This is a genomic window from Streptomyces sp. NBC_01465, from assembly GCF_036227325.1.
In the GTDB taxonomy this organism is placed as follows: domain Bacteria; phylum Actinomycetota; class Actinomycetes; order Streptomycetales; family Streptomycetaceae; genus Streptomyces.
Genome location: NZ_CP109467.1, coordinates 2993994 through 3012664, shown reverse-complemented (window position 1 = coordinate 3012664; position 18671 = coordinate 2993994). Strand labels below are relative to the sequence as shown.

Genomic DNA, 18671 nt, shown 5'->3' with positions numbered 1-18671 from the left:
GCACTCATGGGCAAGATCGTGGTCGGCGTGGACGGTTCGGAACCGTCTCTCAAGGCGCTGCAGTGGGCCGTGAAGCAGGCGGCCCTGACCGGCGACTCCGTGGAGGCGGTCATCGGCTGGGAGCTCCCCGCCGCGGGCTGGGCCGTGCCGGCGGGCATGCCCGAGGACTTCGACCCCGAAGCGCTGGGGACGATGCAGCTCGACGAGGCGCTGGCGAAGGCACTCGAACCGGAAGCCGCGGAGGCCGTCACCAAGGTCGTCGTGGTCGGCAGCCCCGCACAGGCGCTGCTCGACCGGTCCGAGGGCGCCGAGCTGCTGGTCGTGGGCGCGCGCGGGCACGGCGCGCTGAAGGCGGCGCTCCTCGGATCGGTGAGCCTCCAGGTCGCCCAGCACGCCTCCTGTCCGGTCACCGTCCTGCGCGGCTGACGGCCCGGCGTACCGCATACGCGAAAGCCCCAGCCCGGTCACCGGGCTGGGGCTTCTGCGTGTCGTGGTCCGGGGCTCAGCCCTGGTACGGCTCGGCCTTCAGGATCTTGACCGTGGCCTTCTTGCCGTTGGGCAGCTCGTACTGCGCATTCTCGCCGACCTTCTTGCCGATCACGCCCGTGCCGAGCGGCGACTGCGGCGAGTACGTCTCGAAGTCCGAGCTCGCGTACTCGCGCGAGGCGAGCAGGAACGTCATGGTGTCGTCCTCGTCGCCGTCGAAGGCGATCGTCACGACCATGCCGGGGGCCGCCTCGCCGCTGGCCGTCGGGGCCTCGCCGACCTTGGCGGCCTCCAGGAGCTGGGTGAGCTGGCGTACACGCAGCTCCTGCTTGCCCTGCTCCTCCTTGGCCGCGTGGTACCCGCCGTTCTCACGCAGGTCACCCTCCTCGCGGGCCGCCGCGATCTTGGCAGTGACTTCGGCGCGCGCGGGACCCGTCAGATACTCCAGCTCGGCCTTCAGCTGGTTGTACGCATCCTGAGTCAGCCAGGTGACGTTCTCACTGCTGGTCTGGGTCACGGTCGCTCCTCGTAGGTACTGGGAATACAAAGCATCGCCCTACCCAGAAGTGTGTGCCTCCATGGGCGGGCGAAACCACGAGCCTAACAATTTCGGGACGGAAGGGGGAGGACCGAACGTCAGAGGTACGCCAGAAACGGGATGCGGTCAGCCGGTCTGACAGCTGACCAGTTCCGCACTGCTGGCCTTCGCCGTCGTCCGCAGTTCCACGGTGACGTGGGACACCTTCTGGCCCTTGGTGAAGGCGACGTCCTTGCGGCCGACCTCGTTGTGGTCCTCGTCCAGGGCGCGCACCGTGCAGGTCCCGGCGGCGGAGGTGTCCTTGTTGACGTCCAGGCCCATCGTGACCTTGTCCTTCGAGGGAATGTCGAAGGTGACGACCTGCGCGTTGAGGGAGGACTTGCCGGAGACGTAGTCGAAGCCGATCCAGGCGACGACGACCAGCACGATGACGCCGAGCACAGCGCCGACGATCTTGAGTTTGTGGTCCGCGCGCTCGTCCGCGGAGCGCCCGTAACGGCCCTCGGGGAGCTCTTCGCGTACCGCAGTCATGATCGTTCCTCCAGGGGGCGGGCTCAGGAATTTTCTGTGCGCCCGTTCGGTCATCATAGGAGGCGCATTCCGCGACGAATCACTGAGGATCCTGTCTTGTCTGAGCAGCTGCGACTGATGGCCGTTCACGCCCACCCCGACGACGAGTCGAGCAAGGGCGCGGCCACCATGGCCAAGTACGTGTCCGAGGGGGTGGACGTGCTGGTCGTGACCTGCACAGGAGGCGAGCGCGGCTCCATCCTCAATCCCAAGCTCCAGGGCGACAAGTACATCGAGGAGCACATCCACGAGGTACGCAAGAAGGAGATGGACGAGGCCCGCGAGATCCTCGGCGTCAAGCAGGAGTGGCTCGGCTTCGTCGACTCCGGGCTGCCCGAGGGCGACCCGCTGCCGCCGCTGCCCGAGGGCTGCTTCGCCCTTGAGGACGTCGATGTGGCGGCCGGGCGTCTGGTGAAGAAGATCCGCGCCTTCCGGCCGCAGGCCATCACCACGTACGACGAGAACGGCGGCTACCCGCACCCCGACCACATCATGACCCACAAGATTTCCATGGTGGCTTTTGATGGTGCGGGCGATGCGGAGAAGTTCCCGGAGGCCGAGTTCGGCCCCGTCTACCAGCCGCAGAAGCTCTACTACAACCAGGGCTTCAACAAGCCGCGGACCGTCGCCCTGCACGAGGCGCTGCTCTCGCGCGGCATGGAGTCCCCGTACGGCGACTGGCTGAAGCGCTGGGAGGAGTTCGAGCGCGCCGAGCGGACGCTGACCACGCACGTTCCCTGCGCCGACTTCTACGAGATCCGCGACAAGGCGCTCATCGCGCACGCCACGCAGATCGACCCCGACGGCGGCTGGTTCCGCGTGCCGATGGACATCCAGAGGGAGGTCTGGCCGACGGAGGAGTACGAGCTGGCGAAGTCGCTCGTGGACACTTCCCTCCCCGAGGACGACCTCTTCGCGGGCATCCGCAACAATGGCTGACATGAGCGCTAGCTATGCAGCACTGACGCATCTCGTCCCTCTCGCGAAGGAGGTCGACGACAGCAAGGTGACTCCGGGCGTCCTCGGCTTCATCGTCTTCGCGGTGCTGGCCGGCGGCACGTGGCTGCTGATGAAGTCGATGAACCGCCACATGGGCCGCGTCTCCTTCGAGGAGGCCCCGGACCCGGACGCCGCCCCGGCCGCGGCCCCGGCGGCCGCGGAGCCGAAGCAGAAGTGACCTGACCGCTGTCCGGCGGGGGAGACCCCCGCCGGGCAGCGGATCAGTGCGGTGCCGCCGTCACCGGTACGCCCATGACCTCGCGTGCGTGCCGGTTCGGGACCATGCCCAGGCGCCAGGCCTGCCAGCCGTCCTCCAGGGCCACGCCCCGGCCCAGCACCAGGGCGTACGCCTCCGCGCAGTCCTCCAGCTTGCCGTCGCGCGTGGGGTGCGTGGCGCGGATCAGGTCCGCGAGCTCCTGTTCGGCGACCGCCGTGCCGACCTCCGAGCCTCCCGGGGAGGCGTACGGGAGCAGCGTGCAGCGCAGGAAGCGGGCCCAGTCGCCGCCGCGGCGGTCGTCGTACGTGGCGAAGAGCGTTGATGCCTCCTCGCAGAGGGCCAGTGCCTGTGCGGCGCGTGCGTTGCCCGCGTCGATCATCGCGAGTTCCAGGCAGGTCCACGCCTCGCCGTGCGCGTTGCCGATGCGGTGGAAGTCGTTGCGGGCGTCGACCAGGAGCTGGCGGGCGAAGCCGGAGTTGCGGAGGTTGCCGGTCTGGGCGGCCCGCTGGTCGCGGGTGACGCGGCCCGAGTGGTGGCGGGCGCAGGCCAGGCCGTACACGTCGCGCATCCGGGAGAACATCGCGCGGGCGCGCTCCAGTTCCCGTACCGACTGGTCGCGGTCGCCGCGCTCCTCCAGGGCCTGGCCCAGGTAGTACAGCGTCCAGGCCTCGCCGCGCGCGTCCTCGTTGTCGCGGTGGCGCGAGAGGGCGCCGCGCAGCTGGTCGACCGCTGCGGCCGGGTCGCCGTCCACCAGGCGGGCCCGCGCGAGCTGGGTCATCGCCCAGGCTTCGCCGCGGCCGTCGCGGGTCTGTCCGTACCCGTCGAGCGCGATGTGCAGCTCGTCCTCGGCGCGCTCCACGTCGCCCATGCGCAGACAGGTCTGGCCGAGCTGGAAGTGGGTCCAGGCCTCGCCGTGCAGGGAGTCGTTCTCCTGGTGGAGGGCGAGGGAGGTGGCGAGGAGGGTGAGGGCCTCGGCGATGTTGGCGCGGTCGCGTTCCACGGCCGCGAGCGCGTGCAGGGTCCAGGCGCGGTCGGCGGCCAGTTCGGGCGGGGCCTGCAGAGTGAGGGCTTCGCGCAGTCGTACGGCGGCCTCGGTGAGGTTGCCCTGGTGGTGCAGCGTGATGCCGAGCGAGCAGAGCGCGAGGGCCTCGCCCGCCTCGTGGTGCGCCTCTCGGTAGAGGTCGACGACCGAGGTGAGGGTGGTACGCGCCTCGTCGAGCTCGCCGAGCTGGCGGGCGGCGATTCCCGTACGCCACTGGACGGAGCGGACGAGGAGGCCCTGGCCGACGGCCTGCGTCAACTCGCTGATCTCGCCCAGGCGGTAGAGGTCGCCGCGCAGCAGGCAGTAGTCGCAGAGGGCGCCGAGGAGGTGGAGGACCACGTCCTGGTCGACGCCCTCGGCCTGGCGCAGGGCGGAGGTGATGAAGCTCGACTCCTCGTCGAGCCAGGCGAGCGCCGCGTCGAGTGAGGTGAAACCGTGGGAGCCGAATTTGGTTGCCCGGGTGGAGAGTTGGCCGTCCACGAGGCGGATCACGGCGTCGGCGAGTTCCGCGTAGGAGTTGATCAGGCGCTCCTGCGCCGCCGTGCGTTCGGCCGGTTCCTCCTCGTCGATCAGGCGGGCCTGGGCGAAGGTGCGCACCGTGTCGTGCAGGCGGTAGCGGCTGCCGCGTACGTTGTCGATCAGGCCGGTGCGGGCGAGGTGGTTGAGGAGCTGCTGGGCCTCCTGCTCCTCGGCGGAGAGCAGCGCCGCCGCGGCCGCGGCCCCGAGCGAGGCCCGGCCCGCGAGCGCCAGGCGGCGCAGCAGACGGCGGCCCTGCTCGGACTGGTCGCTGTAGCGCAGCCACAGGGCGCGCTCGATGGGCGGGACGGGGCCGTACGCGGCCAGGTCGGCGGCCAGCATGCGCGTGGTGCGGGGGCCGATCGCGGACCCGGAGACGCGCAGGGCGAGCGGCAGGCCGCCGCACAACTCCCGTACGGCGTCGGTCGCTTCGCTGTCGTACGGCGACTCCGCCTCCTCCGCGGCCTCCCGCAGCAGCTCCTCCGCGCCCGCCGCGCCCAGCGCCTCCACCGGCATCTGGTGGACCCAGGCGGGGAGGTCGGACGGCAGAGTGATGGGCTGGCGGGCGGTGACGATGACGAGGCTGTCGGAGCGTTCGGGGATGAGGGTGAGGACCTGGGCGGCGTCGTTCGCGTCGTCCAGTACGACGGTGACCGGGAGGCCCGTCAGGTGCTGACGGTAGAGCTCGTTGAGGCGCCTCAACTGCTGGTCGGGGGAGGAGCGTTCACGGAAGAGGAGCTGTTCGCGCGGTGCGCCGAGACGATTCAGCAGATGCAGCAGCGCGTCACGCGTCGACAGCGGCTCGTCGCCGGGCGCGTCCCCGCGCAGATCGACCACGCACGCCCCGCGGAACTGGTCCCTCAGCTGGTGCGCCGCCCGTACGGCCAGCGTGGTGCGCCCGGACCCGTCGACCCCGTGCAGGACGACGACGGTGGGCCGGGTCTCGGTGTTCGCGCGCGCCGCGTGCACCCACTGGGCGATCTGTGCCAGCTCGGTGCGCCGGCCCGCGAACGGGCCGTCGTTGAGCGGGAGTTGATCGAAGGACTGCTCCAGTACGGACCGCCGGCGCGCCGCCGCGCTCTTGTCGGTGCCGCGAAGCTGCGGCGGTACGGCGACGGGCGACGTCTTCTTCTTCGGGGTGGCCAGCATCCGCTGCTGGTCCAGGTACGGGCGGATGCCCCGTACCTCCAGCGCGGTGAGCCACTGCAGCCTCAACTGCTCGGCCCCGCCCGGCTGTCCGGCCGCCCCGGCGCGTGCGTGCGCGGCCGGCCAGTGCGAGGCGGTGACCTTGGCGACGGTGGCCGCCGCCCCGGCGACCGCGACGACCACGCCGGTGCCGAGCGCGGTGCCCGCCGGCGTACCGAAGACGACGTCGGAGCCGAAGGCGGCGACCGCCGCAACCACCGTCACCAGGGCGGGAGTTGCCACGTTCTTGCGGCTGAACCTCTCGGAGAGCGGATGCGCATCGGCCGCCGCGGCGTCCAGCGCCTGGGTGTACGCGGCGTACTCGTCGGCCGAGCTCGCGGCGAGCGAATCGAGCGCCGCCCGCCCCCGCGCAAGCAGCGTCCCCGTGTCGGCCCGGCCGCCAGAGCGCCGCGCCTCCTCCTCCACGGCGCGCGCCAACAGCCGCTCGGCTTCGGCCCGGTGGCCATCCCGCATGTGCAGTCCCCCTCCGCGATGCGATGCAATGCAATCGATGCGCTGCGCCTGGTCCGGCGGAACGCTTCCGCGTCAATTGTCCTGCGTGACGCGCGTCAGCGCGAGGGAGCGTGGGATACGTGCAGATGACCCTCGGTGGGCCAGGGCGGCGCGGCGGGCAGAATCTCGACGAAGGGGAAGCCGCTCTTCTCCGCGACGCGGCAGGAGGGCGCGTTGTCGACGGCGTGGAAGAGATCGAGCCGCCGCAGACCGTGGCTGCCGTACGCCCACTCCGCCACCGCACCGACCGCACGCGGCGCGATGCCGCGCCCGCGCACGGCGGCGGCGGTCCAGTAGCCGACCTCGGCCGAGTCCCCGGCCGGATCGGGGCGCTTCAGGACCACGCACCCGGCCACCTGCCCGCTCTCCGTGTCGATCACGGCGAAGGTGTAGAGCGTCCCCGCCTCCCACCAGGCGCGCCGCTCCTCCAGCCACTTCAGCCCGTCCGCCTCGTCCGTGATCTCGCTGTACGCCTCGACGAGCGCGCCCAGATCGCGCTCCTCCCAGGGGCGCAGCAGCAGTCCGGGGGCGTGCAGGGTCTCGGGTATCCGATCGCTGTCCATCGGATCACCGTACGACGAGGGCGAGTTACGGCGCCCGGCGTCCCGTACGGAAATACGTGAGCGCGGCCAGCACCGCCAGCGCGATCAGCACCGACGACAAGGCGCCCCACGGCAGCAGGCCCGCCGCGACGGCCAGCAGCGGGACCACGGACAGCAGCGCGACACGCGCCCGGCTCCTGCGGTTCACGACTCCTCACCGCCGCCCAGGGCTGCCCGCGCCCGGTCGAGGAAGTCCGCGAGCGCGCGCCACTCGTCGGCCGGAGCGTCCGCGTCGCCCGACATGGCCGCCGGATCCTCCCGCCAGGCCGCCCGGACACCACCCGAGGTCGCCCCGCCACCGAAGAGCGCCCCCAGCTCGTCCATCCTGGCGACGATCTTCCGTACCCGCGGATCCCCGGGCTCCGCCCCCTCGGCCCGCAGCACCTCCGCCCGCCGGTACAGCTCGGGCCACTCGATCTCCAGCAGGTAGCGCACGCCGGGCCCCAGCTCCGCGCCCCGCGCGGCCAGCACCCCCAGCTGGTCCTCGTCGAGATGGCGCCGCAGTACGCGCTCCCGCTCGGTCCCCGCCGCGCCCATCGCCTCCAGCGCGTCCATCAGCGCTCCGGTGGTCAGCCCGTCCCGCAGCTTCAGCAGCCGCTCCCGCAGCGTGCCGAGCGCCGCCAACGAGGCCTCCACGTCCGCCAGATGGTCCCGCAGCAGCCGGTCGGGATCGACCCCGGTGTCCAGGCACACGGCGATCGTCTCCAGCCCGAGCCCCAGACTCCGCAGCGCCAGCACCTGGTAGAGCCGGGCCGCGTCCTCCCCGGTGTACTCGCGGTGCCCGCCGGACGTCCGCCGCGACGGCGAGAGCAGCCCGATGGTGTCCCAGTGGTGCAGCGTGCGCACCGTGAGACCGCTGGCCTCGGCCAGCGGTCCGACCTTCCACGTCATCGCTCCAGAAGTGCTCATACGCCCACGATGCATCCTCACGCCGCGTGAGGTTCAAGCCCACCGCGCACCCTCGCGCACGGCGAGGGCGGTATCAGGGGTTCCGGCACGGGCGGGCTTTGGGCACTGTAAGAGGTATGGGTTCGTACGCGTACGAGTTGAGGTTCGACTCCGGGCGCATCTGCCTGGACCTGGTGGCGACGGGGGTGCACCCGGTCGAGCAGCTCGACTGCGGGGAGCGCCTCGCCGCCTGGCTCACGGGGGCCGGTCTGCTCCCCCCGGACACCACCCTTCCCGCCGACCCCGCCTGGCTCTCGGGTTTCATCGAACTCCGGGAGTACGTAAGGCAGTTGGTCCGCGCCGAGATCGCCGACCGCCCCGCCGACACCGCCCTCGACCGCGTCAACGCGTACGCCTCGGGCTCACCCCCCGCGCTGAAGGCGGTACGCCTCCCCGACGGCACCCTCGTGAAGTCCTTCGCCAATGCCCCCCACCGCGACGCCCTCCTCGCGGTCGTCGCCCGCGACACCGTGGACCTCCTCACCGACCCGGCGGCCCGCGCCCTGCTCCGCCAGTGCGAGGGCGACAGCTGCGCCCGGCTCTATCTCGACACGTCCCGCGGGCGCCGCCGCCGCTGGTGCTCCAGCGAGGTCTGCGGCAACCGGGAAAGGGTGGCCAGGCACCGGCGGCGTGCGGCAGTAGGGGCACGTGCGTAAAGAAAACCGGCCAGGCATTGAATGATTCCGGGCAGCCCCCCGTACAAGAGACCAAGGAGCAGGACAGGGTCTCGACCGGGAGGTTCAGGTGCGCAAGGATGCGGCCGTGGCCGATGACCGTCCGTCGGGGGCCCGTCATCGCTCCGTGCCCGACGAGGAGCTGATGCGGGCGCTCTACCGCGAGCATGCTGGACCGCTTCTCGCGTACGTCATCCGACTCGTCGCCGGCGACCGCCAGCGCGCCGAGGACGTCGTACAGGAGACGCTCATCCGTGCCTGGAAGAACGCCGGCCAGCTCAACCGGGCGACCGGCTCTGTCCGACCCTGGCTGGTGACGGTGGCAAGGCGCATCGTCATCGACAACCACCGCAGCCGGCAGTCCCGGCCGCAGGAGGTCGAACCGTCGCCGCTGGAGGTCATGCCCGCGGAGGACGAGATCGACAAGGCGTTGTGGCTGATGACGCTCTCGGATGCGCTCGACGACCTGACTCCCGCGCACCGGGAGGCACTTGTGGAGACGTACTTCAAAGGGCGTACGGTCAATGAGGCGGCCGAGGCACTCGGCATTCCCGCCGGGACCGTGCGGTCCCGGGTCTTCTACGCACTGCGCTCGATGAAGCTCGCACTGGAGGAGAGGGGGGTGACGGCATGACGACCCAGCACGAGCCCGAGTCGGTCCACGACGCCGTGGGCGCGTACGTCCTCGGCATCCTCGACGACACCGAGGCCACCGCCTTCGAGGCGCATCTGGCGGGCTGCGAGATCTGCGCGGCCGAGCTCGACGACCTCGCCGGGATGGAGCCGATGCTGGCGTCGCTGGCCGAGTTCCCCGGTCCCGCGCCCCGGGCCGAGCACCCCGTGCCCCCGCAGCTGCTCGACCACCTGGTCGACGAGGTCAGTGCCCAGCGCGCCAAGCGCAAGCGCCGCACGATGTACCTGGTCGCGGCCGCGGCGGCCCTGGTCATCGGCGGTCCCGCGGTCGCGGTGGTCGCCACGTCCGCGAACAACGACACCGGCACCTCCGCCCACCCGCACTCCACCAGCCCCGCCCAGGACGCCTTCTTCAGCGGCATGCTCGACAAGGTCTCGGCCACCGACCCGACGACGAAGGTCGCGGCGACCGTCGGCACCGAGGCCAAGCCCTGGGGCACCCATGCCGTCCTCGAACTGAAAAACGTCCAGGGCCCGCTGAAGTGCTCGCTGATCGCGGTCTCCAAGAGCGGCGAGCGCGAGACGGTCACCACCTGGGCCGTCCCGAAGTGGGGGTACGGAATCCCGGCCAGTCCGCACGAGTCGGCGAAGTATCCGCTGTACGTGCACGGCGGCGCGGCGATGAGTCCGTCCGACATCGACCACTTCGAGGTGGCGACCCTGGACGGGAAGAAGCTGGTCGACGTCCCGGTGTAGCTGTGTTTACGCTCCCCTTCGCGTAAGGTTGACGGTCGCCCAAATGCACGTCAGAAGGGGGCCTCAGTGGCCGCGCAGGACGCCGCTGTCGACTCGGTCAGAGACCGCGAGATCGGTATCGAGCAGGACCACCTCGACCAGGTGTACCGGCGCCTCGAGGAGAAGATCCACGAGGCGGAGTTCCTGATGAACGACGCCGCCCAGCGCGGCCAGGTCGGCACGCCCGGCGCCCTGGCCGAGCGGGACGCCCAGGTCTTCAGGGCCGGTGTCCACCTCAACCGCCTCAACAACGAATTCGAGGACTTCCTCTTCGGCCGCATCGACCTGCTGCAGGGCAAGGACGGCAAGAAGGGCCCGGACGGGGCGTTCACCTCGGTCGAGCCCGCCGACGACGCGATCCGCCCCGACGACACGGCGGACATCGCGGAGACCCTCCACATCGGGCGGATCGGGGTCCTGGACTCCGACTACTCACCGCTGGTCATCGACTGGCGGGCGCCCGCCGCCGCGCCCTTCTACCGTTCGACGCCGGTCGATCCGGGTCGTGTCGTACGCCGAAGGGTCATCCGCTCCAAGGGCCGCCAGGTCCTCGGGGTCGAGGACGACCTGATGCGCCCGGAGCTCAAGGCCACGCTCGACGGCGCCGAGCTCCCCGCGATCGGCGACGGCGCCCTGATGGCCGCGCTCGGCCAGGCCCGCAGTCACACCATGCGCGACATCGTCTCCTCCATCCAGGCCGAGCAGGACCTGGTCATCCGCGCCCCCGCCGCCTCGGTCACCGAGGTCGCGGGCGGTCCGGGTACGGGCAAGACGGCGGTGGCGCTGCACCGGGCCGCGTACCTCCTCTACCAGGACCGCCGCCGCTACTCGGGCGGCATCCTGATCGTCTCCCCGACGCCGCTGCTCGTCTCGTACACCGAAGGCGTGCTGCCCTCGCTCGGCGAGGAGGGCCAGGTCGCGATCCGCGCGCTCGGCTCGCTCGTGGACGGCGCGGAGGCGACCGCGTACGACGAACCGTCCATCGCCCGCATCAAGGGCTCGTCCCGGATGCTCGCGGTCCTGCGCAAGGCGGCCAGGGGAGCCCTGGAGGGCGACAGGGCCCCGGCCCCGAAGGAGAGCAACGGCCAACTGGCGTTCGGGGACGAGGGGAGCGCACCGAGCCCCGCCAACCGGCTCCGCGTGGTCGCGTTCGGCACCCGCCTCGAACTGGAGGCGGACGACCTCCAGCGCATCCGCCACAACGTCCTCGGCGGCACCGCCCCCGTCAACCTGCTGCGCCCGCGCGCCCGCAAGCTGCTCCTGGACGCGCTCTGGTCCAAGTCCAGCGGCCGCGGCCGCTACAGCGACCCCGAGCTGCTCGCCGAGCTCCGCTCCACCTTCGACGACGAGGTCTCGTCCGAGGACTCCTTCCTCGCGTTCCTCGACGCCTGGTGGCCCGAGCTCACCCCGCGCGGCGTGCTCACCGCCATGTCGGACGAGCGCAGGCTGGGCCGCTGGGCGCGGCGCGTGCTCAATCCGCGCGAGGTACGCCAACTGGCCCGCGCTCTCAAGCGTGAAGCCCTCTCCGTGCACGACGTGGCGCTCCTCGACGAGCTGCAGACGCTGCTCGGCACCCCGCACAAGCCGAAGAAGAAGCGCGAGTACGACCCGCTGGACGCGCTCACGGGCCTCGAGGAGCTGATGCCGCACCGCGAGGAGACCCAGTGGGAGCGGGCCGAGCGGCTCGCGCAGGAGCGCACCGAGTACGCGCACGTCATCGTCGACGAGGCGCAGGACCTGACGCCGATGCAGTGGCGGATGGTCGGCCGCCGGGGCCGGCAGGCGACGTGGACGATCGTCGGCGATGCGGCCCAGTCGTCGTGGTCGTACCCGGACGAGGCGGCCGAGGCCCGCGACGAGGCGCTCGGCACGCGCCCGCGCCGCCGTTTCACGCTCACCGTCAACTACCGCAACCCGGCGGAGATCGCGGAGCTCGCGGCCAAGGTCCTCAAGCTCGCGATGCCGGGCATGGAGTCCCCCTCCGCGGTCCGCTCGACCGGCGTGAAGCCGCGCTTCGGCGTCGTACAGAACGGCGATCTGGCCGCGTCCGTACGGGCCGAGGCGCAGCGTCTGCTGGACCAGGTGGACGGCACGGTCGGTGTGGTCGTGGCGATGAACCGCCGCGAGCAGGCGCGCAAATGGCTGGCGGATCTCGGCGACCGGGTGGTGGCGCTCGGCTCCCTGGAGGCGAAGGGCCTGGAGTACGACGCGACGGTGGTCGTCTCGCCCGCGGAGATCGCGGACGAGTCCCCGGCCGGACTGCGGGTGCTGTACGTCGCGTTGACGCGCGCCACCCAGCAGCTGACGGTGGTCTCCGCCGCACGTGACGAGCCGGACGGGGACGGTGTCCCGGACCTTCTGAGGGACTGAACGGGGCTGAATGTCAGTCAATCTGCGATGCGGGAATCACTTCCTGAGGGTGTTTGTTAGCCTGGGTGTGACACCGGCTCGATCCAAGCCCCCGGGCCCAACCTTCGTCGCTTAGAGCGACCACTTGCCGCGAGGCGAGCATGGCGGGTCGGTGTCGCTAAAACGCACAGGGAGAGGCCTTCCTCAACTGAGGGAGGCCTCTTCTGTTTCCTCTTCATTTTCGCGCCAACTTCTCGTATGGTGGAAAACTCTTTCCGAAACGGACCGCCTTTACCTGCTACCCGCAGGTAGGTGCGACCATCGGACAGCAGCAAAGAAGCTCAACGGAAGAGGAAGTCGGCCATGGCAACGGCGCCCAGCGTCTCGTACTCGATGACGGCACGACTGGAGGTTCCCGCCAGCGGGACCGCGGTCAGCCAGCTCACCACGGCCGTGGAGTCCTCCGGTGGCTCGGTAACCGGCCTCGACGTGACCGCATCGGGTCACGAGAAGCTCCGTATCGACGTCACCATCGCCGCGACGTCCACCGCGCATGCGGACGAGATCGTCGACAAACTCCGCTCGGTCGAGGGCGTCGAGGTCGGCAAGGTCTCCGACCGTACGTTCCTGATGCACCTCGGCGGCAAGATCGAGATGGCGTCCAAGCACCCCATCCGCAACCGTGACGACCTCTCCATGATCTACACCCCGGGCGTCGCCCGCGTGTGCATGGCGATCGCCGAGAACCCCGAGGACGCGCGCCGCCTCACCATCAAGCGCAACTCCGTTGCAGTGGTGACGGACGGGTCCGCCGTACTCGGCCTCGGCAACATCGGCCCGATGGCCGCGCTGCCCGTCATGGAGGGCAAGGCGGCCCTCTTCAAGCGCTTCGCCGGCATCGACGCCTGGCCGATCTGCCTCGACACCCAGGACAGCGACGAGATCGTCGCCATCGTCAAGGCGATCGCCCCCGGCTTCGCCGGAATCAACCTCGAGGACATCTCCGCACCCCGCTGCTTCGAGATCGAGGCACGGCTCCGCGAGGCCCTCGACATCCCCGTCTTCCACGACGACCAGCACGGCACCGCGATCGTCGTCCTCGCCTCCCTCACCAACGCACTTCGCGTCGTGGGCAAGGGAATTGGGGACGTCCGCGTCGTCATGTCGGGCGCCGGAGCGGCCGGTACGGCCATCCTCAAGCTCCTCATCGCGGCCGGTGTGAAGCACGCCGTCGTCGCCGACATCCACGGCGTCGTGCACGCGGACCGCGAGGACCTGGTCGACGCGCAGCCCGGCTCCGCACTGCGCTGGATCGCCGACAACACCAACCCCGAGGGCGCCCGCGGCACCCTCAAGGAGGCCGTCGTCGGCGCGGACGTCTTCATCGGCGTCTCCGCCCCGAACGTCCTCGACGGCGACGACGTCGCGGCCATGGCGGAGGGTTCCATCGTCTTCGCACTCGCGAACCCGGACCCCGAGGTGGACCCCGCAATCGCCCGGCAGACGGCGGCAGTTGTGGCCACGGGCCGCTCCGACTTCCCCAACCAGATCAACAACGTGCTGGTCTTCCCGGGCGTCTTCCGAGGCCTCCTGGACGCCCAGTCGCGCACCGTCAACACGGAGATGATGCTCGCCGCCGCGGGCGCCCTGGCGGACGTCGTCGCCGAGGACGAGCTCAACGCGAACTACATCATCCCCTCGGTCTTCAACGACAAGGTCGCGGGAGCGGTCGCCGGGGCGGTGCGTACGGCCGCCAAGGCGGCCGGTGCGGGCGCCGGGGCTGTGACAGGCCCCACGTCCGTCTGACGCCCGGCGCGTCGCGCGACGCGGCGCCGTAAACGCCCCTTTAGGGTGGCGGGCAATGAGCCCAGGAGCCCGGCAGTCCGTGCCGGATTGGCTTTCCCGCCGCTGGTGGGGGCAGGATGCGTAATCGGGCGCGAGGGTCTGACGTCAGACCCGGGTCCGGGGACTGTCCTAGGGCCCTGGCAGCATCGGCTTCGATCTCACGCCTTACAGGCAAGAAGAACACGGGAGTAACAACATGAACCGCAGTGAGCTGGTGGCCGCCCTGGCCGACCGTGCCGAGGTCACCCGCAAGGACGCCGACGCCGTTCTGGCCGCGCTCGCCGAGACCGTCGGCGAGATCGTCGCCAAGGGCGACGAGAAGGTCACCATCCCCGGCTTCCTGACCTTCGAGCGCACCCACCGTGCCGCTCGCACCGCTCGTAACCCGCAGACCGGCGACCCGATCAACATCCCGGCCGGCTACAGCGTGAAGGTCTCCGCGGGCTCGAAGCTCAAGGAAGCCGCCAAGGGTAAGTAATTCCTTGTAGGCAACGACGAAGGGCGCTACCCCAGCCGGGGTAGCGCCCTTCGGCATATCAAGCCCCGCCCTGGGGCGGGGCTTGAACTACACGAGCGCCCCACCCGGCAGCTCGACCTTCGCGCCGAGCTCCGTGAGCTTCTCCATGAAGTTCTCGTAGCCCCGGTTGATCAGGTCGATGCCGTGCACCCGCGAAGTCCCCTGCGCCGCGAGAGCAGCGATCAGGTACGAGAAGCCGCCGCGCAGGTCGGGGATGACCAGATCCGCGCCCTGGAGCTTCGTGGGGCCGCTCACGACCGCCGAGTGCAGGAAGTTGCGCTGGCCGAAGCGGCAGTCCGAGCCGCCCAGGCACTCGCGGTAGAGCTGGATGTGTGCGCCCATCTGGTTGAGCGCCGAGGTGAAGCCCAGACGGGACTCGTAGACCGTCTCGTGGACGATCGAGAGGCCCGCGGCCTGCGTCAGCGCCACGACCAGCGGCTGCTGCCAGTCGGTCTGGAAGCCGGGGTGCACGTCCGTCTCCAGGACGATCGCGTTGAGCGCGCCGCCCGGGTGCCAGAAGCGGATGCCCTCGTCGTCGATCTCGAAGGCGCCGCCGACCTTCCGGTAGGTGTTGAGGAAGGTCACCATCGAGCGCTGCTGGGCGCCGCGCACGTAGATGTTGCCCTCGGTCGCCAGCGCCGCGGACGCCCACGAGGCCGCCTCCAGGCGGTCCGGGAGGGCGCGGTGGGTGTAGCCGTCGAGGCGGTCGACACCGGTGATGCGGATCGTCCGGTCGGTGTCCATGGAGATGATCGCGCCCATCTTCTGCAGTACGCAGATGAGGTCCTCGATCTCCGGCTCCACGGCCGCGTTGGAGAGCTCCGTCACACCTTCGGCCAGTACGGCCGTCAGCAGCACCTGCTCGGTCGAGCCGACCGAGGGGTAGGGCAACCGGATCTTGCAACCGCGAAGGCGCTGCGGGGCCTCCAGGTACTGGCCGTCCGCGCGCTTCTCGATGGTCGCGCCGAACTGGCGGAGCACCTCGAAGTGGAAGTCGATCGGCCGGCCGCCGATGTCGCAGCCGCCGAGGCCCGGGATGAAGGCGTGGCCGAGGCGGTGCAGCAGCGGGCCGCAGAAGAGGATCGGGATCCGCGAGGAGCCCGCGTGGGCGTCGATGTCGGCGACATTGGCGGACTCGACGTGGGACGGGTCGAGGACCAGCTCGCCGGGCTCGTCACCCGGGCGGACCGTCACGCCGTGCAGCTGCAGCAGGCCTCGTACGACCCGGACGTCGCGGATGTCGGGCACATTGCGCAGCCGGCTCGGACCGCTGCCCAGGAGGGCGGCGACCATCGCCTTGGGCACGAGGTTCTTCGCGCCGCGCACGCGGATTTCGCCCTCCAGCGGGGTTCCGCCGTGGACAAGCAGTACATCGTCGGTGACGGTCATGAATCTCGCGTTCCGGAAGGGGGACGGACGGGGGACAGCTTTCAAGAGTAAGGGGGGAACACCCCTGTTCCGTAAGGCCAAGGGGGGTCCCGGGATGTCATGGGTTTGCTACAGCACGCTGTGTGCGGGGGTCGCCACGGGCGGTGTGCGCCTCCGGTGCGCCCCCCGATCCGCTCCCCGCGGAGGGCGAAGATGCGGGAGGATCTCTGGCATGACGGAGGTGTCCTCGCTCACCGGGCGGCTGCTCGTGGCCACCCCTGCCCTGGCGGACCCGAACTTCGACCGCGCCGTGGTGCTGCTCCTGGACCACGACGACGGCGGTTCGCTCGGCGTCGTGCTCAATCAGCCGACCCCGGTGGAGGTCGGTTCCGTACTGGGCGGCTGGGAGAGTCTCGCGGGGGAGCCCGGCGTGGTCTTCCGCGGCGGCCCGGTCTCGCTGGACTCGGCGCTCGGCGTCGCGGTGATTCCCGGCAGCTCGGGGCCCCTGGGCTGGCGGCGGGTGTACGGGGCGATCGGCCTGGTCGACCTGGAGACGCCTCCCGAGCTGCTGATCGCCGCCCTCGGCAGCCTGCGGATCTTCGCCGGTTACGCGGGCTGGGGACCCGGTCAGCTGGAGGGCGAGCTCAAGGACGGGGCCTGGTACGTCGTCGACTCCGAGCCCGGCGACGTCTCCTCCCCGCGCCCGGAAAGCCTCTGGCGGGCGGTGCTGAGGCGCCAGCGCAGCAGTCTCGCGATGATCGCGACCTACCCGGACGACCCGTCGCTGAACTGAAGCCCGCATCTGCTGAGTACCCTTGGCAGTTATGAGCACTCTTGAGCCCGAGCGCGGGGCAGGTACGGGGACCCTCGTAGAGCCGACACCTCAGGTGTCGAACGGCGACGGCGACCACGAGCGCTTCGCCCACTACGTCCAGAAGGACAAGATCATGGCGAGCGCGCTGGACGGCACGCCCGTCGTCGCGCTCTGCGGCAAGGTCTGGGTCCCGGGCCGTGACCCGAAGAAGTATCCGGTCTGCCCCATGTGCAAGGAGATCTACGAGTCCATGGGCGCCGGCGGCGGCGACAAGGACAAGGGCGGCAAGGACAAGTAGGCCCGCAGCCCTGCGCCGCGTTGCGCAGGGTGCTTCACCCGGTTACGGAGTGGTGTAGACCTCTTGCCGTTCCCGGCCGGTTCGGGTGGGGTGGGGTGCATGGATCTGATTCCGGCACCCCGGGCCGTCCAAGGCCCCGGCCACAGCGCCTTTTCCCTCGTCACGGACACGCAGCTCGTCGCCGCCCCCGGTACGGAGACCACGGAGCGCTGGCTGCGCTCCACGGTCGGCGTCGCGCTCGGGCTGCCGCTGCCGCCGGGCGAGGCGGGCGCCGCGAACGCGGTGACGCTGCGGATCGACGACGCGCTCGCCCCCGAGGCGTACCGGCTCGACGTCTCCGGGCGGGGCGTCGAGATCCTCGGCGGCAGCGCGGCCGGCGTCTTCTGGGGCGCGCAGACGCTCCGTCAGCTCCTCGGCTCCGACGCGTTCCGCAAGGCGCCGGTGCGGGCGCGGGCCGCGTACGAGATCGCGTACCGGACCGTCGAGGACAGCCCCCGCTTCGGCTGGCGCGGCCTCATGCTCGACGTCTCCCGGCACTTCATGCCCAAGGACGGCGTCCTGCGCTACCTGGACCTGCTGGCCGCCCACAAGCTCAACGTCTTCCACTTCCACCTCACCGACGACCAGGGCTGGCGCATCGAGATCGAGCGCCACCCGAAGCTCACCGAGGTCGGCGCCTGGCGGGCACGTTCCAGGTGGGGGTACCGGACCTCCGGGCTCTGGAACGAGACCCCGCACGGCGGTTACTACACCCAGGACGACATCCGCGAGATCGTCGCGTACGCCGCCGAGCGCCACATCACCGTCGTCCCCGAGATCGAGATCCCGGGCCACTCGCAGGCCGTCATCGCCGCCTACCCCGAGCTCGGCAACACCGACGTCGTGGACACGGCCGCGCTCACCGTCTGGGACACCTGGGGCATCAACCCCAACATCCTCGCCCCCACCGAAGAGGTACTGCGCTTCTACGAGGGCGTCTTCGAGGAGGTCCTCGACCTCTTCCCGTCGACCTTCATCCACGTCGGCGGCGACGAGGCCCCCAAGGACCAGTGGAAGGCGTCCCCGACCGCCCAGGCGCGCATCAAGGAGCTCGGGCTCGCCGACGAGGACGAGCTGCAGTCGTGGTTCATCCGCCACTTCGACCAGTGGCTCGCCGAGCGCGGCCGCCGCCTCATCGGCTGGGACGAGATCCTGGAGGGCGGGCTCGCACCCGGCGCCACCGTCTCCTCCTGGCGCGGTTACGAGGGCGGGATCGCCGCCGCCGAGGCCGGGCACGACGTCGTGATGTGCCCGCACACGCAGGTCTACCTCGACTACCGGCAGGCGGACGGCGACGAGGAGCCGATGCCGATCGCGTACGTACGGACCCTCGAGGACGTCTACCGCTTCGAGCCCGTCCCGCCGCAGCTGAGCCCGGAGGCCGCTGCCCATGTGATCGGCGTACAGGCCAATGTGTGGACCGAGGTGATGGAGAACCAGGCGCGCGTCGACTACCAGACGTTCCCGCGGCTGGCCGCCTTCGCCGAGGTCGCCTGGTCCGACCTGCCCGCCTCCGCGGAGCGCGACTACGCCGACTTCGACCGCCGAATGGGCGCCCACTACGGGCGACTTGACGCGCTGGGCGTCGACTACCGGGCGCCCGGGGGCCCGTTGCCGTGGCAGAAGCGACCGGCCCCCGAGAATTTCAAGGGAAGTCTCGGACGCCCGATCGAGGGGGCGCCCCCAAACGTGTGAGCGTGAGGGGAAGGTGCGTGTCCCGCGG

General features: G+C 70.8%; 19 protein-coding genes. 12 read left to right on the top strand and 7 right to left on the bottom strand.

From position 1 onward, the window contains the following. Positions 1-6: 6 nt before the first annotated feature. Positions 7-426: a universal stress protein gene (locus OG707_RS13955; protein WP_329117994.1), complete on the top strand. Its 420-nt coding sequence runs from the start codon at positions 7-9 to the stop codon at positions 424-426. Positions 427-502: 76 nt separating this feature from the next. Here OG707_RS13955 and greA read toward each other — a convergent pair whose 3' ends face one another. Both greA and OG707_RS13945 read right to left on the bottom strand, forming a co-directional pair. Continuing rightward, on the bottom strand, positions 503-1003 hold the full coding sequence (greA, locus tag OG707_RS13950; RefSeq protein WP_329117992.1) for a transcription elongation factor GreA: 501 nt from the start codon (positions 1001-1003) through the stop codon (positions 503-505). Between the two features lie 147 nt (positions 1004-1150). Then, complete coding sequence (locus OG707_RS13945; protein WP_329117991.1) at positions 1151-1555, bottom strand: DUF4307 domain-containing protein; 405 nt, start codon at positions 1553-1555, stop codon at positions 1151-1153. Between the two features lie 96 nt (positions 1556-1651). Between OG707_RS13945 and mca the strand changes: the two genes are divergently transcribed. Further along, complete coding sequence (gene mca / locus OG707_RS13940) at positions 1652-2533, top strand: mycothiol conjugate amidase Mca (protein ID WP_329117990.1); 882 nt, start codon at positions 1652-1654, stop codon at positions 2531-2533. After that, on the top strand, positions 2526-2771 hold the full coding sequence (locus OG707_RS13935) for a hypothetical protein (protein ID WP_329117989.1): 246 nt from the start codon (positions 2526-2528) through the stop codon (positions 2769-2771). Before mca ends, OG707_RS13935 begins: the two co-directional genes overlap by 8 nt. A gap of 43 nt (positions 2772-2814) precedes the next feature. On the opposite strand, the gene OG707_RS13930 is transcribed toward OG707_RS13935, so the two are convergent. From OG707_RS13930 to OG707_RS13915, 4 genes are all read right to left on the bottom strand, one after another. Continuing rightward, a complete protein-coding gene (locus tag OG707_RS13930) occupies positions 2815-6027 on the bottom strand; it encodes a tetratricopeptide repeat protein (RefSeq protein WP_329117988.1) in 3213 nt (1070 codons plus the stop codon). A gap of 95 nt (positions 6028-6122) precedes the next feature. Next, positions 6123-6629: a GNAT family N-acetyltransferase gene (locus tag OG707_RS13925; RefSeq protein ID WP_329117986.1), complete on the bottom strand. Its 507-nt coding sequence runs from the start codon at positions 6627-6629 to the stop codon at positions 6123-6125. Positions 6630-6654: 25 nt separating this feature from the next. Continuing rightward, complete coding sequence (locus tag OG707_RS13920; RefSeq protein WP_329117984.1) at positions 6655-6816, bottom strand: hypothetical protein; 162 nt, start codon at positions 6814-6816, stop codon at positions 6655-6657. After that, positions 6813-7577, bottom strand: coding sequence for a MerR family transcriptional regulator (locus OG707_RS13915; RefSeq protein ID WP_329117982.1), 765 nt, complete (start codon positions 7575-7577; stop codon positions 6813-6815). The genes OG707_RS13920 and OG707_RS13915 overlap by 4 nt, the downstream gene beginning before the upstream one ends. A gap of 116 nt (positions 7578-7693) precedes the next feature. Here OG707_RS13915 and OG707_RS13910 point away from each other — a divergent pair, with 116 nt between their 5' ends. The 6 genes from OG707_RS13910 (at position 7694) to OG707_RS13885 (ending at position 14390) form a co-directional block, all read left to right on the top strand. Next, positions 7694-8272: a CGNR zinc finger domain-containing protein gene (locus OG707_RS13910; protein ID WP_329117980.1), complete on the top strand. Its 579-nt coding sequence runs from the start codon at positions 7694-7696 to the stop codon at positions 8270-8272. Between the two features lie 88 nt (positions 8273-8360). Continuing rightward, a complete protein-coding gene (locus OG707_RS13905; protein ID WP_329117979.1) occupies positions 8361-8924 on the top strand; it encodes a sigma-70 family RNA polymerase sigma factor in 564 nt (187 codons plus the stop codon). Next, entirely contained in the window at positions 8921-9679 is a 759-nt protein-coding gene (locus OG707_RS13900; protein WP_329117978.1) for an anti-sigma factor family protein, read from the top strand. Before OG707_RS13905 ends, OG707_RS13900 begins: the two co-directional genes overlap by 4 nt. A 66-nt stretch (positions 9680-9745) precedes the next feature. Then, positions 9746-12088: a HelD family protein gene (locus OG707_RS13895; protein WP_329117976.1), complete on the top strand. Its 2343-nt coding sequence runs from the start codon at positions 9746-9748 to the stop codon at positions 12086-12088. Between the two features lie 342 nt (positions 12089-12430). Continuing rightward, the gene (locus OG707_RS13890) at positions 12431-13873 is read left to right on the top strand and encodes an NAD-dependent malic enzyme (RefSeq protein ID WP_329117973.1); all 1443 of its coding nucleotides are present in this window, start codon (positions 12431-12433) and stop codon (positions 13871-13873) included. A 235-nt stretch (positions 13874-14108) separates the two neighbouring features. Next, positions 14109-14390 (top strand): HU family DNA-binding protein, encoded by a 282-nt coding sequence (locus OG707_RS13885; RefSeq protein WP_003968811.1) that lies wholly within the window; start codon positions 14109-14111, stop codon positions 14388-14390. Positions 14391-14477: 87 nt separating this feature from the next. On the opposite strand, the gene murA is transcribed toward OG707_RS13885, so the two are convergent. Continuing rightward, positions 14478-15818: a UDP-N-acetylglucosamine 1-carboxyvinyltransferase gene (gene murA / locus OG707_RS13880; protein WP_329117971.1), complete on the bottom strand. Its 1341-nt coding sequence runs from the start codon at positions 15816-15818 to the stop codon at positions 14478-14480. A 211-nt stretch (positions 15819-16029) separates the two neighbouring features. On the opposite strand from murA, the gene OG707_RS13875 reads away from it, so the two are divergent. The 3 genes from OG707_RS13875 to OG707_RS13865 all read left to right on the top strand — a co-directional run bounded on the left by OG707_RS13875 (position 16030) and on the right by OG707_RS13865 (position 18643). Next, positions 16030-16590: a YqgE/AlgH family protein gene (locus tag OG707_RS13875; protein WP_329117969.1), complete on the top strand. Its 561-nt coding sequence runs from the start codon at positions 16030-16032 to the stop codon at positions 16588-16590. A gap of 31 nt (positions 16591-16621) precedes the next feature. Beyond that, complete coding sequence (locus tag OG707_RS13870) at positions 16622-16909, top strand: DUF3039 domain-containing protein (protein ID WP_329117967.1); 288 nt, start codon at positions 16622-16624, stop codon at positions 16907-16909. Positions 16910-17008: 99 nt separating this feature from the next. Then, positions 17009-18643, top strand: a complete 1635-nt coding sequence (locus tag OG707_RS13865) for a beta-N-acetylhexosaminidase (RefSeq protein WP_329117965.1) — start codon at positions 17009-17011, stop codon at positions 18641-18643. The last annotated feature ends 28 nt before the right edge of the window (positions 18644-18671 follow it).

Bases quoted from the DNA above. Each gene is read 5' to 3' on its own strand.
- OG707_RS13955 (WP_329117994.1), top strand. From the start codon at position 7: ATGGGCAAGATCGTGGTCGGCGTGGACGGTTCGGAACCGTCTCTCAAG.
- OG707_RS13945 (WP_329117991.1), bottom strand. From the start codon at position 1,555: ATGACTGCGGTACGCGAAGAGCTCCCCGAGGGCCGTTACGGGCGCTCC.
- OG707_RS13935 (WP_329117989.1), top strand. From the start codon at position 2,526: ATGGCTGACATGAGCGCTAGCTATGCAGCACTGACGCATCTCGTCCCT.
- OG707_RS13930 (WP_329117988.1), bottom strand. From the start codon at position 6,027: ATGCGGGATGGCCACCGGGCCGAAGCCGAGCGGCTGTTGGCGCGCGCC.
- OG707_RS13925 (WP_329117986.1), bottom strand. From the start codon at position 6,629: ATGGACAGCGATCGGATACCCGAGACCCTGCACGCCCCCGGACTGCTG.
- OG707_RS13915 (WP_329117982.1), bottom strand. From the start codon at position 7,577: ATGAGCACTTCTGGAGCGATGACGTGGAAGGTCGGACCGCTGGCCGAG.
- OG707_RS13910 (WP_329117980.1), top strand. From the start codon at position 7,694: ATGGGTTCGTACGCGTACGAGTTGAGGTTCGACTCCGGGCGCATCTGC.
- OG707_RS13900 (WP_329117978.1), top strand. From the start codon at position 8,921: ATGACGACCCAGCACGAGCCCGAGTCGGTCCACGACGCCGTGGGCGCG.
- OG707_RS13890 (WP_329117973.1), top strand. From the start codon at position 12,431: ATGGCAACGGCGCCCAGCGTCTCGTACTCGATGACGGCACGACTGGAG.
- OG707_RS13885 (WP_003968811.1), top strand. From the start codon at position 14,109: ATGAACCGCAGTGAGCTGGTGGCCGCCCTGGCCGACCGTGCCGAGGTC.
- murA (WP_329117971.1), bottom strand. From the start codon at position 15,818: ATGACCGTCACCGACGATGTACTGCTTGTCCACGGCGGAACCCCGCTG.
- OG707_RS13875 (WP_329117969.1), top strand. From the start codon at position 16,030: ATGACGGAGGTGTCCTCGCTCACCGGGCGGCTGCTCGTGGCCACCCCT.
- OG707_RS13870 (WP_329117967.1), top strand. From the start codon at position 16,622: ATGAGCACTCTTGAGCCCGAGCGCGGGGCAGGTACGGGGACCCTCGTA.
- OG707_RS13865 (WP_329117965.1), top strand. From the start codon at position 17,009: ATGGATCTGATTCCGGCACCCCGGGCCGTCCAAGGCCCCGGCCACAGC.